Origin of the sequence: Glutamicibacter sp. NPDC087583, assembly GCF_044743685.1 — a bacterium.
In the GTDB taxonomy this organism is placed as follows: domain Bacteria; phylum Actinomycetota; class Actinomycetes; order Actinomycetales; family Micrococcaceae; genus Glutamicibacter.
On record NZ_JBIUWY010000001.1, the window covers coordinates 829,351 to 845,018 of the forward strand.

The 15,668-nt window shown below is 60.5% G+C and carries 13 protein-coding genes; 7 read left to right on the forward strand and 6 right to left on the reverse strand.

The window, feature by feature from the left end; all coding sequences use genetic code 11:
• Nucleotides 1-5 precede the first annotated feature (5 nt).
• From cysD to ACIOU9_RS03995, 7 genes are read left to right on the forward strand one after another with little or no spacing between them, the layout of a single operon-like run.
• Nucleotides 6-929: a sulfate adenylyltransferase subunit CysD gene (cysD, locus tag ACIOU9_RS03965; protein WP_402696089.1), complete on the forward strand. Its 924-nt coding sequence runs from the start codon at nt 6-8 to the stop codon at nt 927-929.
• Between the two features lies 1 nt (nt 930).
• Nucleotides 931-2,226 carry a GTP-binding protein gene (locus ACIOU9_RS03970; RefSeq protein ID WP_332594710.1) on the forward strand — a complete coding sequence of 432 codons (1,296 nt, stop codon included), beginning with the start codon at nt 931-933 and terminating at the stop codon, nt 2,224-2,226.
• Nucleotides 2,213-3,310, forward strand: coding sequence for an ABC transporter substrate-binding protein (locus ACIOU9_RS03975; protein WP_105658474.1), 1,098 nt, complete (start codon nt 2,213-2,215; stop codon nt 3,308-3,310). Before ACIOU9_RS03970 ends, ACIOU9_RS03975 begins: the two co-directional genes overlap by 14 nt.
• Nucleotides 3,310-4,053, forward strand: a complete 744-nt coding sequence (locus ACIOU9_RS03980; protein WP_105658475.1) for an ABC transporter ATP-binding protein — start codon at nt 3,310-3,312, stop codon at nt 4,051-4,053. The genes ACIOU9_RS03975 and ACIOU9_RS03980 overlap by 1 nt, the downstream gene beginning before the upstream one ends.
• Nucleotides 4,025-4,882 carry an ABC transporter permease gene (locus ACIOU9_RS03985; RefSeq protein WP_402696091.1) on the forward strand — a complete coding sequence of 286 codons (858 nt, stop codon included), beginning with the start codon at nt 4,025-4,027 and terminating at the stop codon, nt 4,880-4,882. The genes ACIOU9_RS03980 and ACIOU9_RS03985 overlap by 29 nt, the downstream gene beginning before the upstream one ends.
• Entirely contained in the window at nt 4,875-5,654 is a 780-nt protein-coding gene (gene cobA / locus ACIOU9_RS03990; RefSeq protein WP_105658477.1) for a uroporphyrinogen-III C-methyltransferase, read from the forward strand. The genes ACIOU9_RS03985 and cobA overlap by 8 nt, the downstream gene beginning before the upstream one ends.
• Nucleotides 5,655-5,671: 17 nt before the next feature.
• Complete coding sequence (locus ACIOU9_RS03995; RefSeq protein ID WP_105658478.1) at nt 5,672-7,126, forward strand: FAD-dependent oxidoreductase; 1,455 nt, start codon at nt 5,672-5,674, stop codon at nt 7,124-7,126.
• Between the two features lie 90 nt (nt 7,127-7,216).
• Here ACIOU9_RS03995 and ACIOU9_RS04000 read toward each other — a convergent pair whose 3' ends face one another.
• The 6 genes from ACIOU9_RS04000 to helR all read right to left on the reverse strand — a co-directional run bounded on the left by ACIOU9_RS04000 (nt 7,217) and on the right by helR (nt 15,334).
• Nucleotides 7,217-8,455: an exonuclease domain-containing protein gene (locus ACIOU9_RS04000; protein ID WP_402696093.1), complete on the reverse strand. Its 1,239-nt coding sequence runs from the start codon at nt 8,453-8,455 to the stop codon at nt 7,217-7,219.
• A gap of 176 nt (nt 8,456-8,631) precedes the next feature.
• A complete protein-coding gene (locus tag ACIOU9_RS04005) occupies nt 8,632-9,075 on the reverse strand; it encodes a DUF2871 domain-containing protein (protein ID WP_402696095.1) in 444 nt (147 codons plus the stop codon).
• Complete coding sequence (locus ACIOU9_RS04010) at nt 9,068-11,170, reverse strand: MMPL family transporter (protein ID WP_402696097.1); 2,103 nt, start codon at nt 11,168-11,170, stop codon at nt 9,068-9,070. The genes ACIOU9_RS04005 and ACIOU9_RS04010 overlap by 8 nt, the downstream gene beginning before the upstream one ends.
• A gap of 112 nt (nt 11,171-11,282) precedes the next feature.
• Entirely contained in the window at nt 11,283-11,900 is a 618-nt protein-coding gene (locus ACIOU9_RS04015; protein ID WP_388022204.1) for a response regulator, read from the reverse strand.
• On the reverse strand, nt 11,897-13,144 hold the full coding sequence (locus ACIOU9_RS04020) for a sensor histidine kinase (protein WP_388022202.1): 1,248 nt from the start codon (nt 13,142-13,144) through the stop codon (nt 11,897-11,899). Before ACIOU9_RS04020 ends, ACIOU9_RS04015 begins: the two co-directional genes overlap by 4 nt.
• Nucleotides 13,145-13,174: 30 nt before the next feature.
• Entirely contained in the window at nt 13,175-15,334 is a 2,160-nt protein-coding gene (gene helR, locus ACIOU9_RS04025; RefSeq protein ID WP_402696099.1) for an RNA polymerase recycling motor ATPase HelR, read from the reverse strand.
• Between the last annotated feature and the right edge of the window lie 334 nt (nt 15,335-15,668).

Below are 15,668 nucleotides of genomic sequence, written 5' to 3' on the forward strand. Positions count from 1 at the left end.
GAATCATGACCATCACCGCTAACGCGCCCGCAGGCACCCAGCGCAGCGTCCTGGACGCCTTGGAAGCCGAATCGATCCACATCATCCGCGAAGTGCTCGCCGAATTCGACAAGCCCGGACTGCTGTTCTCCGGCGGCAAGGACTCCGTAGTCGTCCTGCACCTGCTGGCCAAGGCCGTCTACCCGGGCCGCGTGCCCATCCCCGTCGTGCACATCGATACCGGCCACAACTTCGCCGAGGTGCTCAACTTCCGCGACGCGGTCGTGGAAAAGTACGGGCTGAACCTCGTCGTCGGCTCCGTGCAGGAGTACATCGACCGCGGAGAGCTGGCCGAGCTGCCCGACGGCACCCGCAACCGCCTGCAGACCCGGGTCCTGCTGGACACCATCGAATCCAACGGCTTCGACGTGGTCTTCGGCGGGGCGCGCCGCGATGAGGACAAGGCCCGCGCCAAGGAGCGCATCCTGTCCCTGCGCGACGAGTTCGGCGTCTGGGATCCGCGCAACCAGCGCCCGGAAATCTGGAGCCTGTACAACGGGCGGCACGAGCCGGATTGGCATGTGCGCGCCTTCCCGATCTCCAACTGGACCGAACGCGATATCTGGGCCTACATCCAGCGCGAGAACATCGAGCTGCCGCCGATCTACTTCGCGCACTGCCGCCAGGTCTTCGAACGCGACGGCATGTGGCGGGCACTGACCAGCGTCAGCCAGCCCAACGCCGATGAGCCGGTCGTCGTCAAGCAGGTGCGCTACCGCACCGTGGGCGACGCCAGCTGCACCGGTGCGGTGCTCTCCGCCGCCGACACCGTGGCGAAGGTGCTCGATGAATTGGCCGTCGCCACCATCACCGAACGCGGAGCCACCCGCGCCGACGACCGTATTTCCGCCGCGGGAATGGAAGACCGCAAGACCGAAGGGTACTTCTAAGATGACCACCACACTATTGCGCATCGCTACCGCCGGTTCGGTCGACGACGGCAAGTCCACTCTCGTGGGCCGCCTGCTCCATGACGCCAAGGCCATCCTCGCCGACTCGCTCGATGACCTGGCCCGTACCAGCGCCGAACGCGGCTTCGGCGGCAGCGCTGGAACCCTGGACCTCGCGCTGGTCACCGACGGGCTGCGCGCCGAACGCGAGCAGGGCATCACTATCGACGTGGCCTACCGCTACTTCTCCACCGACAAGCGGTCCTTCATCTTGGCCGATTGCCCCGGACACGTGCAGTACACCCGCAACACCGTCACCGGCGCGTCGACCGCAGACGCGGCGATCGTGCTGGTTGACGCGAGGCACGGCGTGCTGGAGCAGACCCGGCGCCACCTTGGCGTGCTCGCCTTGCTGCGGGTTCCGCAACTGGTCATCGCCGTGAACAAGATGGACCTGATCGACTGGGACGAAGCGGCCTTCAGCCAGATCGAGGCCGAAGTACTCGCGCTCGCCGGAGAACTCGGCCTGAAGTCAACCACCGTCATCCCGGTCTCCGCGCTTCAGGGAGATAACATCGTCGATCCTTCGGCTTCCGCGCACTGGTATGCCGGCCCGACCTTGCTCGGGCTGCTCGAGGACATCGAGCCACGGCTCGGCGGGGGCACTGCCCGTCTGGATGTCCAGTACGTGATCCGCCCGCAGGGCGCCTTGGCTCCAGGCCTGGACCCGGACGCGTACCGCGACTACCGCGGATATGCCGGAACCCTGGTTGACGGCAGCTTGGCCGTGGGGGAGTCCGTGCAGGTGCTCTCCAACGGCCAGCCCGTGAGCAGCCGGATCAAGGCCATCAGCACGCCTGCTGGTACCGCGCACAGCGCCCAGGCCGGCGACGCCATCGTTGTCGAGCTGGAGACCGACTTGGATATTGCCCGCGGCGACACCATCGTCGCCGGCGAACTGCCAACCGCGCACCGGGAGTTCCAGGCGAACATCTGCGTATTGGACCCAGTGAAGCTCACTAGCGGCCAACGGCTGTTGATCAAGCACGGTACCAAGGTCGCCGCAGCCAAGCTGTCAACCATCGACTACGTCATCAACGTGGCCGACTATTCGCAGCAGCCCGCCCACTCCTTGGAGCTCAACGACCTGGGCCGGATCACCTTGCGCAGCCAGGCAGCGTTGGCCATCGAGCAGTACGCCACCTCGCGCACTGGCGGAAGCTTCCTGCTAATCGATCCAGCTACGGGGCGCACCCTTGCGGCGGGGATCATCGAGGAAAATAATGAAGCAGCCTGATGTTGGCCAGCCAACAGGAAACCAAGGGCGGGTCCGGCTGACGGCTCATGGGCAGAAGACCGGCTTCCGAGGACGCTTCCTCGGGCTGGCGGCGGTCGGAGCATTGAGCGCAGTTGCTGTGGCGACGACGTTTCTTCCGGGACCAAATGAAGTACCAGCGCAGGCGGCACATCACGGCCCGGCAGATGAGCTGAAGATTGGCTATTTCGCCAACCTCACCCATGCTCCGGCCTTGATCGCCCAGTCCGAAGGTCTTCTCCAAGATCACCTTGAAGAAGACGGTACCAGTGTCCAAAGCCAGATATTCAACGCGGGACCGGCAGCTGTAGAAGCCTTGAACTCGGGGGCCATCGACGCCGCATATCTGGGGCCAAACCCGGCGTTGAACAGCTACCTGTCCAGCGATGGCGAGTCGTTGAACGTGGTGTCCGGCGTCGCCTACGGCGGAGCCAGCCTGGTTGTCGACAAGAAGATCACTAAGCCCGAGGAACTGGCCGGCAGCAATCTGGCCAGCCCGCAATTCGGCGGAACCCAGGATGTTGCCTTGCGCAGCTACCTGAAGGGCCTGGGCTTGAAACAGGACGCCACAGTGACCCCGAGCTCCAATGGAACCGTCGCACAGCTTTTCGGCCGCGGTGAAATTGACGGTGCTTGGCTCCCGGAGCCCTACGCTTCATTGCTAGTCGAGAAGAACGGGGGACACCGCTTGGTGAATGAAGCCGAGCTCTGGCCCGACGGCAAGTTCCCGACAACGGTTCTGGTGGTCTCCAAGGAATTCATGGCTAGCCATCCGCAAACCGTGCAGAAGCTGGTCGATGCAAATACCCAAGCCATCGATTGGCTCAATCATGCGGACGAAAAACAGAAGTTGGCGGCAGTGCAGAAAGCTTTGGTCGAAGCCAACGGAAGTTCCTTTGACGAATCAGTGATCGCTGAAGCCTTGAAGCAGGTGCACTTCAGCGAGGACCCCCTGCCTGAAACCTACCAGTCACTCGTGGACCACGCATTAGCCGTAGGAGTGGGGTCTGGCGGTAACGCAGACGGACTCGTGGATACGCGTTTTCTTGAACAGCAGGAGAAGTAATGGGAGTACGGCTGAATGAAGTTTCCCTGAGCTATCCAGGCACTGGCTTGGTCATAGATCGCCTCAGTGCAGAAATTGAAGACGGAGAGTTTATCGCTGTCTTGGGGGCCTCAGGCTGCGGCAAGTCGTCCTTGCTCAACATGATCGCTGGGCTACTGGCGCCAAGCTCCGGCTGGCTTGAAGTACCTGAAGACGGCGCGGCATTCATGTTCCAGGATGCCAACCTCCTGCCGTGGCTGACTGCCAGCGAGAACGTTGACCTGGCGCTCAAGCTCGCGGGGAAGCCAGCTCCGGAACGCCAGCAACGCGTGGAGAAACTGCTCAACCTCGTTCAGCTGGGGCATGCAAGCGGCAAGAAGCCGCATGAACTTTCTGGCGGCATGCGCCAACGCGTCGCTTTGGCCAGGGCTTTGGCTCAGGACCGCCAGGTTCTGTTGATGGATGAGCCATTTGCCGCCCTGGACGCCATCACGCGTGACATGCTCCATGAGCAGTTGCGGGCCTTGTGGAGGCAAACGGGCAAGACCATCATCTTCGTCACCCACAATGTGCGTGAGGCGATTCGCCTCTCCGGCCGCATTCTGGTGCTTTCTTCGCACCCCGGGCGCATCCTGGAGACTCGCCGGATCACCGGCGAACTCCGCAATAACCCGGCCGAGGCCGCCGCATTGGCCGATGAACTAACCACGATTCTCAGAAAGGAGCAGCGGAAACATGAGCTCACTGACAGAATCTCGAACTAGGTTCAAACCCGTGCGCGTTATCAAGCTACGCCCGAACAACCAGCTCGATTCATGGGTTGCCCCCTTGCTCACTGTGGTTGTGCTTCTGAGCCTGTGGCAAATTATTTCCTGGGCAAGCCCACTGCGCGAAGACCTTTTTCCCGGTCCACTGGCTGTCGCGGCTAAGCTTCCGCAACTGCTGGCAGATGGATCATTGGTTGCGGCCGTGGGCAATTCGTTGTTCCGCGCCGTGAGCGGATTTGCGATTGCCGTGATTATTTCCACCCCGCTGGCGTTGCTGCTGGCGCATCAGTCGCTGTTGCGCAAGGGGGTGGGGCCACTGGTATCGGCCATGCAGGTATTGCCCTCTATTGCGTGGGTTCCCGCAGCCATCATTCTTTTTGGCCTGAGCGATGCGACCATCTACACGGTTCTGCTGCTCGGCGCGATTCCATCCATCATCAATGGCCTGCTCGCCGGGATCGACATGATTCCAGCGCAGTACAAGTCCTTGTCCAAGGTGCTCGGTGCCTCCAAATGGGAGCATGTGCTGCACATTGAGCTGCCAGCTGCCATGCCAGGGTATGTAGCCGGACTGCGTCAGGGCTGGGCTTTCGCTTGGCGTTCGTTGATGGCTGCCGAATTGATTGCCGTGGGCGGTTCGCTGGCCCTAGGCGTCGGTTCACTGCTGCAACGGGGCCGCGATCTGGCAGACCTGCCATTGGTCATGCTGGTGATCTTGACCATCCTGCTGGTGGGTGTGCTGATCGAATTGGTATTTTTCGCTCCGATTGAACGCAAGCTGTTGCGCGATCGAGGAATGACCCGAACGGGAGAAAACAATGGCTAAAGGGCATATCACCCTGATTGGCGGTGGACCGGGGGATCCCGAGCTGATTACCATCGCCGGCTATAAGGCCCTGCTTGCCGCGGAAGTGGTTTTGGCCGACAAGCTGGGACCTACCGCGTTGCTGGCAGAACTTTCCGATGATGTGGTTGTCATCGATGTGGGCAAGTCACCAGGCTGCCACGTCAAAACCCAGGATGAAACCAATGAATTACTGGTCAAGTACGCTTCAGAAGGTAAGCGGGTAGTTCGCCTCAAAGGTGGCGACCCGTTTGTACTTGGACGCGGCGGCGAAGAACTGCTCCACGCCGCGAAATACGGGATCCCTACGCGTGTGATTCCCGGCATTACCAGTGCAGTCTCCGTGCCCATGGCCGCTGGCATTCCCGTCACGCACCGGGGAATTGCGGCCGGTTTTACCGTAGTCAGTGGACACAGCGAACTCGCGGACGTGCCGATCCGCTCCGATCACACCCTTGCGGTGCTGATGGGAGTATCGAATTTGCCACAAATTGTTGAGACATTGCTTACCCGTGGTTTACCGTCAAGTACACCGATTGCGATAGTTGAGCGAGGTTACTCACAGACGCAGCGCACAACTATCGGTACGCTAGAAGGGATAGTAAAGCGCGCCCGCAAGGCCGCAGTGGCGAATCCGGCCGTTATCGTTATTGGTGACGTCGTTCGGCTAGCCCCGGAAGCCTCCGACCAACTGGTAGACCTCCTGCCGCTAGAGAATGCCGATGCCACCGCGCCGGCCTCATTCGTTGACTAAGAAAGAGAAGTTGTTTGATGAGTGAAATTATCGTCCCTGAGCACCTCCATTCCCGGGCGCTGCGTGTTGCCATCGTTGGTGCCGGTCCGGCCGGCATCTACGCCGCTGACCTGCTCAACAAGAGCCAGCCGGTCGCATCGGGAGAACTGAAGCTGCACGTTGATCTCTTTGACGAGCTTCCTACGCCATTCGGTCTGATCCGTTACGGAGTTTCCCCGGATCATCCGCGTATCAAGGGCATCATCAACGCCCTGCACAAGGTGCTGGACAACGACTGGATCGACTTCTACGGCAACGTCGGCTTGGGCCGCGACATCTCGCTGGAAGACCTGCATACCCGTTACGACGCAGTGATCATCTCCACCGGCGCCCAGAAGGACGCTGACCTGAACATCCCAGGTGTCGATCTTGAAGGGTCCTTCGGCGGCGCCGACTTCGTGTCCTGGTATGACGCACACCCAGATGTTGACAAGAATTGGGACCTGTCCGCCAAGGAAGTTGCTGTCATCGGCAACGGCAACGTTGCCCTGGACGTGGCCCGCATCCTTTCCAAGCATGCTGACCAGCTGCTGGAAACCGAAATCCCTGAGCACATCTACGAGCAGCTGAATGACTCGGCCGTCACCGACGTGCATGTCTTCGGCCGCCGTGGCCCGGCCCAGGTGAAGTTCACCCCGCTGGAACTGCGCGAACTCTCGCACTCCAAGGACGTTGACATCGTCCTGTATCCAGAGGACTTCGAGTTCGACAAGGCTTCGGATGAAGCCATGAAGACCAATAACCAGACCAAGACCATGGTCTCCACCCTGACCAACTGGCTGATCGAGCAGGAAGAGCGTGAAGAAGCTCCAAGCGCCTCGCGCCGCCTGCACCTGCACTTCCTGCAGTCGCCAGTCGAGGTATTGGGCGAAGATGGCAAGGTCACCGGCTTGAAGGTGGAGCGCAACGAGCTCGACGGAAATGGCGGCGCACGCGGCACCGGCGAATTCGTCGAGTACCCGCTGCAGGCCATCTACCGTGCCGTCGGCTACTTCGGTTCGGCAGTCGACGACATTGAATACGACGGGGCCAAGGGCGTTTTGCCCAACGTGGAAGGCCGCGTGCTGAACGCGTCCGGCGCTCACGTTCCCGGCCTGTATGCCACTGGCTGGATCAAGCGTGGCCCGATTGGGCTGATTGGCCACACCAAGGGCGACGCCCTGGAGACCATTACCCACTTGCTTGAAGACCTCACTAAGCTGGCGCAGCCGGATTCTTCCCAGAAGATCTCGGAACTGCTCGAAAGCCGCGGCGTGAACTTCTCCAACTGGGATGGCTGGAAGAACTTGGACGCGCACGAGAAGGAACTGGGCGCCACAGCCGGCACCGTTTCGACTCGCTTCGGCGAGATCACTCGCGACCGCGTCAAGGTCGTAGAGCGCGAAGCGATGATGGAATTCTCTTCGGCAAAAAAATTGGTTGAGAGCCTGTAAGTTTCACCCCGGGCTCTAGCAACTATGGGCGATGTCCCTCGGCAAATCATTGCTGGGGGACATCGCCCATTGCTGTACCTGGCGCGGGTGTCAGCGGAGTAGGGTGTTCCAGAGATAATCTTCGCCGACAACAGGGATGCAGTAGTCGCGTGCTTTCTTGGCTTTGCCGGAGAGCGAGTCAGGATCCGCGGCCACCAGCAAGGCTACTTTCTTGGTGATCGCGCGATGAGGGGTGAACCCTGCGGACGCAAGCTGAGCTTCAATCTCCGAACGCGGACGAGTCATATCGCCGGTGAGCACCACCATGGCGCCGAGATCGATCTGATGATTGCCCTGAGGCTCGCGGATGGGTTCGTGATCTTCGGAAGCCACCGGCGCCACCTTGGCTACCTCGATTAGCTGCGGCGGAAGTCCTAGCAATCCGATGACTTTCGCCAGATCGGCTATTTCGTCTTCGGTCAGTACGCCATCGGACCAAGCCGTTGCGACAAGCTGTTGGAAGTACAGTTCGTGCAATCTCAGCGCTTGGTGCTTATCCAAACCAATTTCAGTGGCGGCCTGGAGCAGCTGGGCTTCTTCATGGGCTGATACGTAGCGGTCCATCAAAGCTAAATCCAGTACGGCCAAGTAGTTCTCCTCCGTAGCCGTGCCCGAAAATTCCGGCAACCGGGTCGCAAGCTTTTCCAGAAAATGCCCGGCAGATTCAGCTCTGTACTGGGACCGCTTAACTGGAACGACGCGCGAGCGCGGCGTGGAATCAAACCACCGCCCTGTCGAGGCTAAACGCAGTCGTCCGTCCCATTCTGGTTCATCGGGATCCAGTTCCATGTAGCGCGAAAGCAATGTCGCTGTGGCCGTCGCATCTCCCACTGCGCTGTGAGCCTGTTGCAACTCGATGCCAAAGGAATCGCAGCAGTCTTGAAGCGAGCGGCCTGCGCCTTGCAGGTAGCGGTGGGACATTCGCATGGTGCACATTCCTTGCGCCAGGAAGGTCTCGGGCACCGGCAGGCCGCACTTGCGGAATTCAGCCTCAAGGAATCTGGAATCGAAGGAAAGATTGTGTGCCACGAGCACTGTGCCCGATAGCCTCCAATGCAGTTCTTCTGCCAGGTCCTTGAAGCTGGGCGCATCGAGCACGTCGCGGCTCTGGATGCCATGGATTGATTGCTTGCCAAGATCGCGTTGCGGGTTGATCAGTGTTTCCCACGAGTCGACAATCGTGCCCTGCCGATTCATGGTGACTATCGCAATTTCGGCGATGCGGTCGTTCCCTCCGGGGAACAGGCCGGTGGTTTCGGTATCCACGATGGAAAAGAATTCGTCGCTCATGACCGCTCCTGGGAGAAAGATTGTTAGTTCAATCTATAGCAGCAGCGGATCATTTTATCCTTAGCCAAGTGGCCAATCTTGGGGTCCTGGCAGTGGGGGCCAGAAGCGCGAGCGAACTGGGCCCAGACGATCTTCGTCTGGGCCGAGTTTCAGTTCCGCTGTGGTACTTGGCTGGTCTAGCCGGCCAGCTCAACCTTTTGGGTTGGCTTCTGGGCGCCGACACTGCGGCGCAGCATGATGAACAGCAAGATCATGCCTGCGGTGATCGACATGTGGCCAAGACCCGCGATGCCCGAGATCATCTTGGACGACTCAACGCCTAGTACGGTCATGATGCCGTGGGTGAGCTGCATGCCCGCGGTTAGGATCACGCCCGCGTTGTAGGTGCCCATGAACCACGCGAAGAGCTTGCGGTGCTCGCTCAGGCCGAAGGCCTTTTCCAGAAGGAGCACCAGCAGCAAGATGATGAAGCCCAGCACCAGCAGGTGGGTGTGGACTACGGAGAGCTGGGTCCACTGGCCTTCAGCGAAGCCGTTCATCTTGGTGAATTCACGGTAGAAAAGACCGGAAGCTACACCGAGGACCATGTAGGCGAAGGAGAAAATCACGAGCTTACGCATTGATTTTGTTTTCTTTCTGAACGGTTGGTTCTGCAGTTGCTTCTGCAGCGGAGGAGGTTGTGCCGAAGAGTGGATGCTTGCCTGAGTCCAGGACTGCGAACAGCGCCGGGAGCAGCAGGGTGCGAACGACGAAGGTGTCCAGCAGGACGCCGAGTCCGACGATCAGGCCGAGCTGGCCTAATACCGTGAGCGGCAGTGTTGCCAGTGCCGCGAAGACACCTGCCAGCACGAGCCCGGCACTGGTGATCACCGAACCGGTGCGGCTTGCGGCCAGTACCACTGCGTCGCCCAGCGCCAGCACCTGCGAGTCTTGGCGAACTCGCTGGGTCAAGAAGATGGTGTAGTCCACGCCCAAGGCGACCAAGAAGACGAAGGCCAGCAGCGGCACCTGGACATCCAAGGCGTTGGCCTCGAAGACCACCGAGGAAACCAGGGAACCCAAGCCGACGGCGGCGGCCGCGCTGAGCAAATTCACCAGACCCAAGGCAAGTGCGGTTCGCCAGGAACGGGTCAGCCAGCCGAGCATCACGAAGCAGATGACCATGATCAGCGGGGTAATCACGAACAGGTCGCGCAGGTGCATCTGGTGCGAATCAAGCTGTTCGGCGCTCTGCCCGCCAATGAGCACCTGCCCGGTGCTGCCGGTTGCCGCAGCACCGCGCAGGTCCGCTATCAGGTCCTGCGCCATGGCCGAGCTGGGATCGACAGCCGAGATGACAGAGAACTGCTGCCATGGCGTGGTGCCGAGCTGGGAGGATTCGCCAACACGCTTGACGTTTTCGACTCCGGAGAATTCATCTCGCAGGACCTGGACATCGGTCCCCTGCGCCAACACGGTGATCGGCTGGGTTTCACCTGCGGGGAAGTGCTCAGCCAGGGTCTGCATGGCACTGGAAGACTCGGTGGCGGTACGGAACTGCTGGGTCTGGTCCAGGCCGATACGCGTACCGGTCAACGCTCCAGCCAGCACCATGAGCAAGACCGCCAATGCTGCCAAGTTCAGGCCCGGACGGGTCATCACAGCACGAGCAGCACGTCCGAAGAAGTTTTCTTTCTTGCTTTCCTGTCCCGGACGGGGGACCAGCGGCCAGAACGCCTTGCGCCCGGCAAAGGCCAGGATCGGTGGCAGCGCAAAGAGCACGAAGAACGCAGCGATCAGCAAGCCAGCGGCGCAGACGATGCCCAGCCCGCGGGTATCTTCCATGACGGCCAGTCCCAAGGTCAGCAGGGCCAGCACTACGGTGAGGTTGGAGGTCAGAATCGCTTCGAAGCTGGCCGCCCACGCCTTGGACAGCGCCTGGCGGTGATCAGCATTCTTCTGCAGTTCATCGCGGTAACGGGAGATCAGCAGCAAGGCGTAGTTGGTACCGGCGCCGAAGACCAGCACGCTGAGCACGCCGGAGTCGAAGTGCAGATTGAAGGCGTTGCCCAGCAGGTTCGCCACCAGGGAGGCGCTGCGATCGGCGAGGGCAACAACGACCAGCGGGATCAGCCAGAGTACCGGCGAACGGTAGGTGAGGATCAGCAAGACTGCCACGATGCCCACCGTGACGGCCAGCAGGGTGAAGTCCGCCCCGGCGAAGGCATTGGTGATATCTACTGCGAAGGCGGTAGAACCAGTGACCTGCACGGCCAGCCCCTGAATGGGATGGGCCTGGATCCAGTTGCGGACCTCATCCAGCTTCTGGCGGTCGGCCGTATCGGAGACCGTATCCCAGGTGAGCGGAACCATGGCTGCCTGCTGGTCTTCGCTGGCCATGGTGCGGCCGGCGGACACCTCCGCGTCGTGGGCTAGCGCCGCGGTCTGCTCATCAAGGGCAGCGGTGTCGGCATTGCTCAACGCATGGCCATCGGTGCGGTTGGCCACCAGCAAAGCCGAGCTCTGGGAATCGCTGGTGTTGGCATCCAGGATTTCGGCGACCTGTGCCGATTCGGAGCCTTCGACCAGGGAGCTGGCCGCACGGGTTGGGGCTTGGATGCTGCTCAGCGCACCAAAGAGAACGAGAACTACTGCAAAGATGCCGGCGGCCCAAATGCGGGCTCCGCGGCGGTTGGTCAGCGAATCGCCGATCCGGGGGATAACTGGAACTTTCATAGTTCCAGTTAACGAGATTTCGCAGGTCAGGCCATCGTGGAAAGGGGTGAATAAAACTTCAACCGAAAGGTTGAGACGCACCCCGGCGTGTCACCGGGATTCTGTTGATCAGCTACAGCAGTCCGTGGTCTTTGGCCTTGTTGATCGCGTCGGTACGCGTAGTTGCTTGGAGCTTGTCGAAAATGTGGACCAGGTGGGTTTTGACCGTCGCCTCCGAGACGAACAGGGCCTTGGCGATCTGCTTGTTGCCGGCACCGGTAGACAGTTGGACCAATACGTCCTTTTCGCGCTTGGTGAGCTCGATTTTGGGACGGCGCATGCCCTCGACAACGCGCTGGGTCATCTCCGGGGCCAGGACCATGTGCCCGGCGGAGGCTTGGCGGATGGATTCGACGATGGTCTGGGCACTGACATCCTTGAGCAGGTAGCCGGCAGCTCCAGCTTCGATGCAAGTGAGCAGCTCTGAGTCCTTGTCGAAGGTGGTCAGGATCAGCACATAAGGCGGTTTGGCCAGTTGGCGGATCGCCGCGGTGGTTTGTGCGCCATTCATCCCGGCACCCAAGCGCAAGTCGCAGAGCACCACATCGACGGTGCTGGCCTTGACGAATTCCACCGCTTCCTCGCCGCTGGAAACCTCGCCAATGACAACGATGTCGTCGTAGTTCTCGAACAGCGCGCGCAGGCCGGTCCGCACGATGGGGTGGTCGTCGACCAGCAGGATCCGGATCATGAGTTGTCCTTTGCTAAGCGAAGCGGAAGGTGGGCGCACAGGGCGGTGCCTTCACCGGGTGAGCTCTCGACATCCAAACCGCCGCCGAGTTCGCGCAGGCGCTGGTTCATTGCGGTCAGGCCGAAGCCTCCGGTGTGCGTACTGGTTTGCACGCGACCAGTATTGGGAACGAAGCCGATGCCGTCATCGACAATATCCAAACGTACCTCGTCGCCGCTGGACCCCAGGCTGAGCGCCACCGTGGAGGCCTGGGCATGGCGCAGCACGTTGGACAGGGCGGATTGGGTGGTGCGCAGCAGCGCGATCTGCACATTCGGATCCAAAGTGGGCAGCCCCGGTTCGATATCCAATCGGGTCTCCAACTTCGAATCGGCCTTGAAATTCTCCAAGACGCGGCCCAAGGCTCCGGCGAGCGCCTGGGAATCGAGTTCTGCCGGAGCCAGGGCGGCGATGATGCGACGCAAATCGGTCAGCGCCTGCCCGGAAAGCTCATCGATGCGGCTCAGGGCCGCCGAGGCAGCTTCGGGATCCCTGGACGCTTCGGCCGCCTTGGCATGCAATCCGATGGAGGAGAGCTGCTGGGCGACGGTGTCGTGGATTTCGCGGGCCAGACGGGTGCGTTCGGTGGCGATGCCAGCCTCATGCTGGGAGCGGGCCAATTCTCCTTGCAGGTCTGCCATTTCCTGCTGGGCTCGCACCAGGGAATCCACCAGGGAAGTACGTGCTTCCGCGTCGCGTTCCATCTGCAGGTATCCGCGGGAGATGCCCCAGGCGAATAGCCCGCCAACCAAGGGGCCGGCAATGGCGGCAATGCTGAGCTCGGCATTGTGCAGGTAGGGAGCGAGCAAAGTAAAGGCGTAGACGACCACTGACCACAATATTGAGGGAAGAAATGGCAGCTGGTGGCCCAGGAGAAGCCAAAGGCTGAAGGCCAACCACATGAATTCAGCGGAAACGAAGAGGCTTGCAATCCAGATCCCTAGCAGCAGCGCCAACCACCACGCGGGCTTGGCGAAGACTCCTTTCTTGGCACGGGAAACGAAGCCGAGGCTGTACCAAGTGGCGAAGAGTACCGAGACGAGGATCGCGGGCAGGACATTTCCTTGCGCTGAAATCTGTCGCAGCAACGCGATGGCAAGCAGGATTGCCGTCACCAGGTGCTGCCCCCAGCGCAGCACCACTGGCGAGGCCAACGAGTGCTGCTGATTCTGGGTGTCCAACCACTGCGGCTCGGAAGTACTCATGAATGCCAGCCTACTAAAGGCTGCTGCCGGTTATTGATCGGCAAGTATTACCAGTTGAGCTGTCGCTCTGGTCATGGCCACGTATCTGCGCACGGCTCCGCTTAATCCGGTGCCGAAGGAGCGTGGCTGGCAGACGAGCACCAGATCGAATTCCAGGCCCTTGGCGTTCTCTGGCGAAAGAAAGCGGACCCTGCCAGAGTTGTGGAAGCCAGAGGCCCCGATAACTGCCGCCGTGCCCTCGGCATTTTCGCCTAGCCAATCATCGAGTATTAATTCCAGTTCGGTCAGGCGGGCATAACGCACCGGTGCACCATCCGTGCGCAATGATCGCGGCACGTTCGCCTCGGGCATCTGTGCCTGGATCTGTTCTGCGGCTGCTTCCATGATCTGTGCCGTGCTGCGGTAGTTGACCCGCAAGCGGGATACGGAGATGCCGCGAATGCCAATCCTGGCCAAACGCTGTTCCCATGTCGTGTTGAAGCCGTGAACGGCCTGGGCCCTATCGCCCACAATCGTCAGGCTCCCTGATGGGCAACGGCGTTGGATCATTGCCCATTGCGCATCGGTCAGGTCCTGGGCTTCATCGATGATGACATGCGAAAAGGGTCCGTCGTAATTGAGCGAGGCCAAATTGTTCTCCGGAGCTCCGGCGAGAAGCTGCTCCTGGAGATCGTGGTGGATGAGCTGGGATGCCAGATCCTCGTTGTCGTCAACCGAGTCCATCAGATCATCAACGACGTTTTTCCATCGAGTACGCTCGGCGTGCACTCTGAACTGTTCATCACGACGTTTCGCTTCGCTGTGCGGGTCGCCAATGAGAAAGCGCGCAAGGTCAATCAGCGGAATATCCGACGTGGTCCATCGGCCAGAAGCCGAACTTGCCAGTAGCTTTTCGATCTCTTCGTTGCCAAGGTCTCTGCCGCTGTAGCGGAGCAGCTCCGGGGTTGAATAGAGCGCCCGCAGCAGCTTGCATGGATCCAGGACAGGCCAGTGCTCATCGAGCAACCCATTCAGTGCTGGATTTCTCTCCCACTCCGAGCGCGGCAGTGGCTTCGTGTCTTCGCCAATGAGGGCTTGGGGGAGCAATTGATCAATGAGGGCATCACGCAATTCGATGCGTGCTTCATTGTGCGGCGTTGCTTCGCCAATCATGGTGACCGCAGTGCGCCACAGCTGCGTTGTCAGAGTGGCTTGAGCTTCCCCAAAGTCGATTTGAAGGTCAGCCGAGGGGGGCTCTTCAAAGACCTGCACGGCCCTCTTGACTGCATCCAGCATTGCCAGGCTGGATTTAATGCGGTGGACTCCGTGATCCGGTTCCGAGGGCAAATCATCGCCAATCGAAACTATGTTCGAAGGTGTTGAAATGAGCACCTCGTCCTCGCCGAGATTCGGAAGAATGTCAGCGACATAGGAGCTATAGGCCTCGTGCGGGCTTACCACCAAAACCTTGCCACCCTGGCGTTGAAGCCGTGGGTCCGCATGCAGCAAATAGGCGGCTCGATGCAGGGCGACCACCGTCTTGCCGGTACCCGGCCCTCCGTCAACTACCAGCGCGCCTTGCGAGCTTCTCCGGATGATCGCGTCCTGGTCCGACTGGATGGTTGCGAGCACGTCCTGCATTTTTGGTGAACGCTTGCTGCCAAGGGAAGCGAGAAATGAAGAGTGGTCATCCAGGCGGGCATGGGAAGCCAGCTGGGAGGAATCAAACACTTCATCCCAATAGTCGCAGATGCGTTGCCGGCGCCAACGGTAGCGGCGTCTCATGGCCAACCCATGGTCCTTCTCATGGGTAGCGGCGAAGAATGGTTCTGCTGCAGGGGCTCGCCAATCAAGCAGCAGCTGCTTGCCCTGGTCGTCGCTCAAGCCACTGCGGCCAATGTAGAGGCGCTCGCCGGTCCCGGCTGTTTCCATGAAGCCCAAGCAGGCGTAGGGGCCCATGCGGTCCAGCTGGCGCAGCCGCTGGGCTAATTCGCTGAGTTCAACATCGCGTTCAAGGGATTGCTGCAGCACGCCGGCCTGGTCTTGTCCTCGTCGGGCGATGCGCTCCAAAATTTCGGATCGAAGCTGCCCAACCCGGTTGGCAATTTCGCAGAGCCGTTGCTGGTCCTCGCCAATCTCGGCCGAGTTCTCCGGTACTGGACTGTGTTCGATGGCATCGAAATAGCTGGTGTTTGCGATTTTGGCAGGCACGCGGGCTCCTTGGTCTAGCTAGTTCTCGTGGGGAAGATATTGATTATGGACCCTCTGCGGGGCCTTGCGGCAAGGCCCCCTGGGCGCGCTATCCTGAAAATGCAGGGAATGGCGTTTTCGGTTTTCCAGCTGCGTACTGTGAGCCTGCGCTCACTTGCATTTCGAAGGCTGCCGGGAATTTTCAGCTGGGGCATCACGCGGTAGGATATAAGGACTGCGACTTTGATCCGGCTATCACCGGTGAGTCTTCGGAAGAACCGCGAACATCATGAACGCCAAGTAGAACCGAACGGGACCAGCCCGTCACAGCTGAAGATAAGCGATTCCCCATCAT

Bases quoted from the DNA above. Each gene is read 5' to 3' on its own strand.
- cysD (WP_402696089.1), top strand. From the start codon at position 6: ATGACCATCACCGCTAACGCGCCCGCAGGCACCCAGCGCAGCGTCCTG.
- ACIOU9_RS03970 (WP_332594710.1), top strand. From the start codon at position 931: ATGACCACCACACTATTGCGCATCGCTACCGCCGGTTCGGTCGACGAC.
- ACIOU9_RS03975 (WP_105658474.1), top strand. From the start codon at position 2,213: ATGAAGCAGCCTGATGTTGGCCAGCCAACAGGAAACCAAGGGCGGGTC.
- ACIOU9_RS03980 (WP_105658475.1), top strand. From the start codon at position 3,310: ATGGGAGTACGGCTGAATGAAGTTTCCCTGAGCTATCCAGGCACTGGC.
- ACIOU9_RS03985 (WP_402696091.1), top strand. From the start codon at position 4,025: ATGAGCTCACTGACAGAATCTCGAACTAGGTTCAAACCCGTGCGCGTT.
- cobA (WP_105658477.1), top strand. From the start codon at position 4,875: ATGGCTAAAGGGCATATCACCCTGATTGGCGGTGGACCGGGGGATCCC.
- ACIOU9_RS03995 (WP_105658478.1), top strand. From the start codon at position 5,672: ATGAGTGAAATTATCGTCCCTGAGCACCTCCATTCCCGGGCGCTGCGT.
- ACIOU9_RS04000 (WP_402696093.1), bottom strand. From the start codon at position 8,455: ATGAGCGACGAATTCTTTTCCATCGTGGATACCGAAACCACCGGCCTG.
- ACIOU9_RS04005 (WP_402696095.1), bottom strand. From the start codon at position 9,075: ATGCGTAAGCTCGTGATTTTCTCCTTCGCCTACATGGTCCTCGGTGTA.
- ACIOU9_RS04010 (WP_402696097.1), bottom strand. From the start codon at position 11,170: ATGAAAGTTCCAGTTATCCCCCGGATCGGCGATTCGCTGACCAACCGC.
- ACIOU9_RS04015 (WP_388022204.1), bottom strand. From the start codon at position 11,900: ATGATCCGGATCCTGCTGGTCGACGACCACCCCATCGTGCGGACCGGC.
- ACIOU9_RS04020 (WP_388022202.1), bottom strand. From the start codon at position 13,144: ATGAGTACTTCCGAGCCGCAGTGGTTGGACACCCAGAATCAGCAGCAC.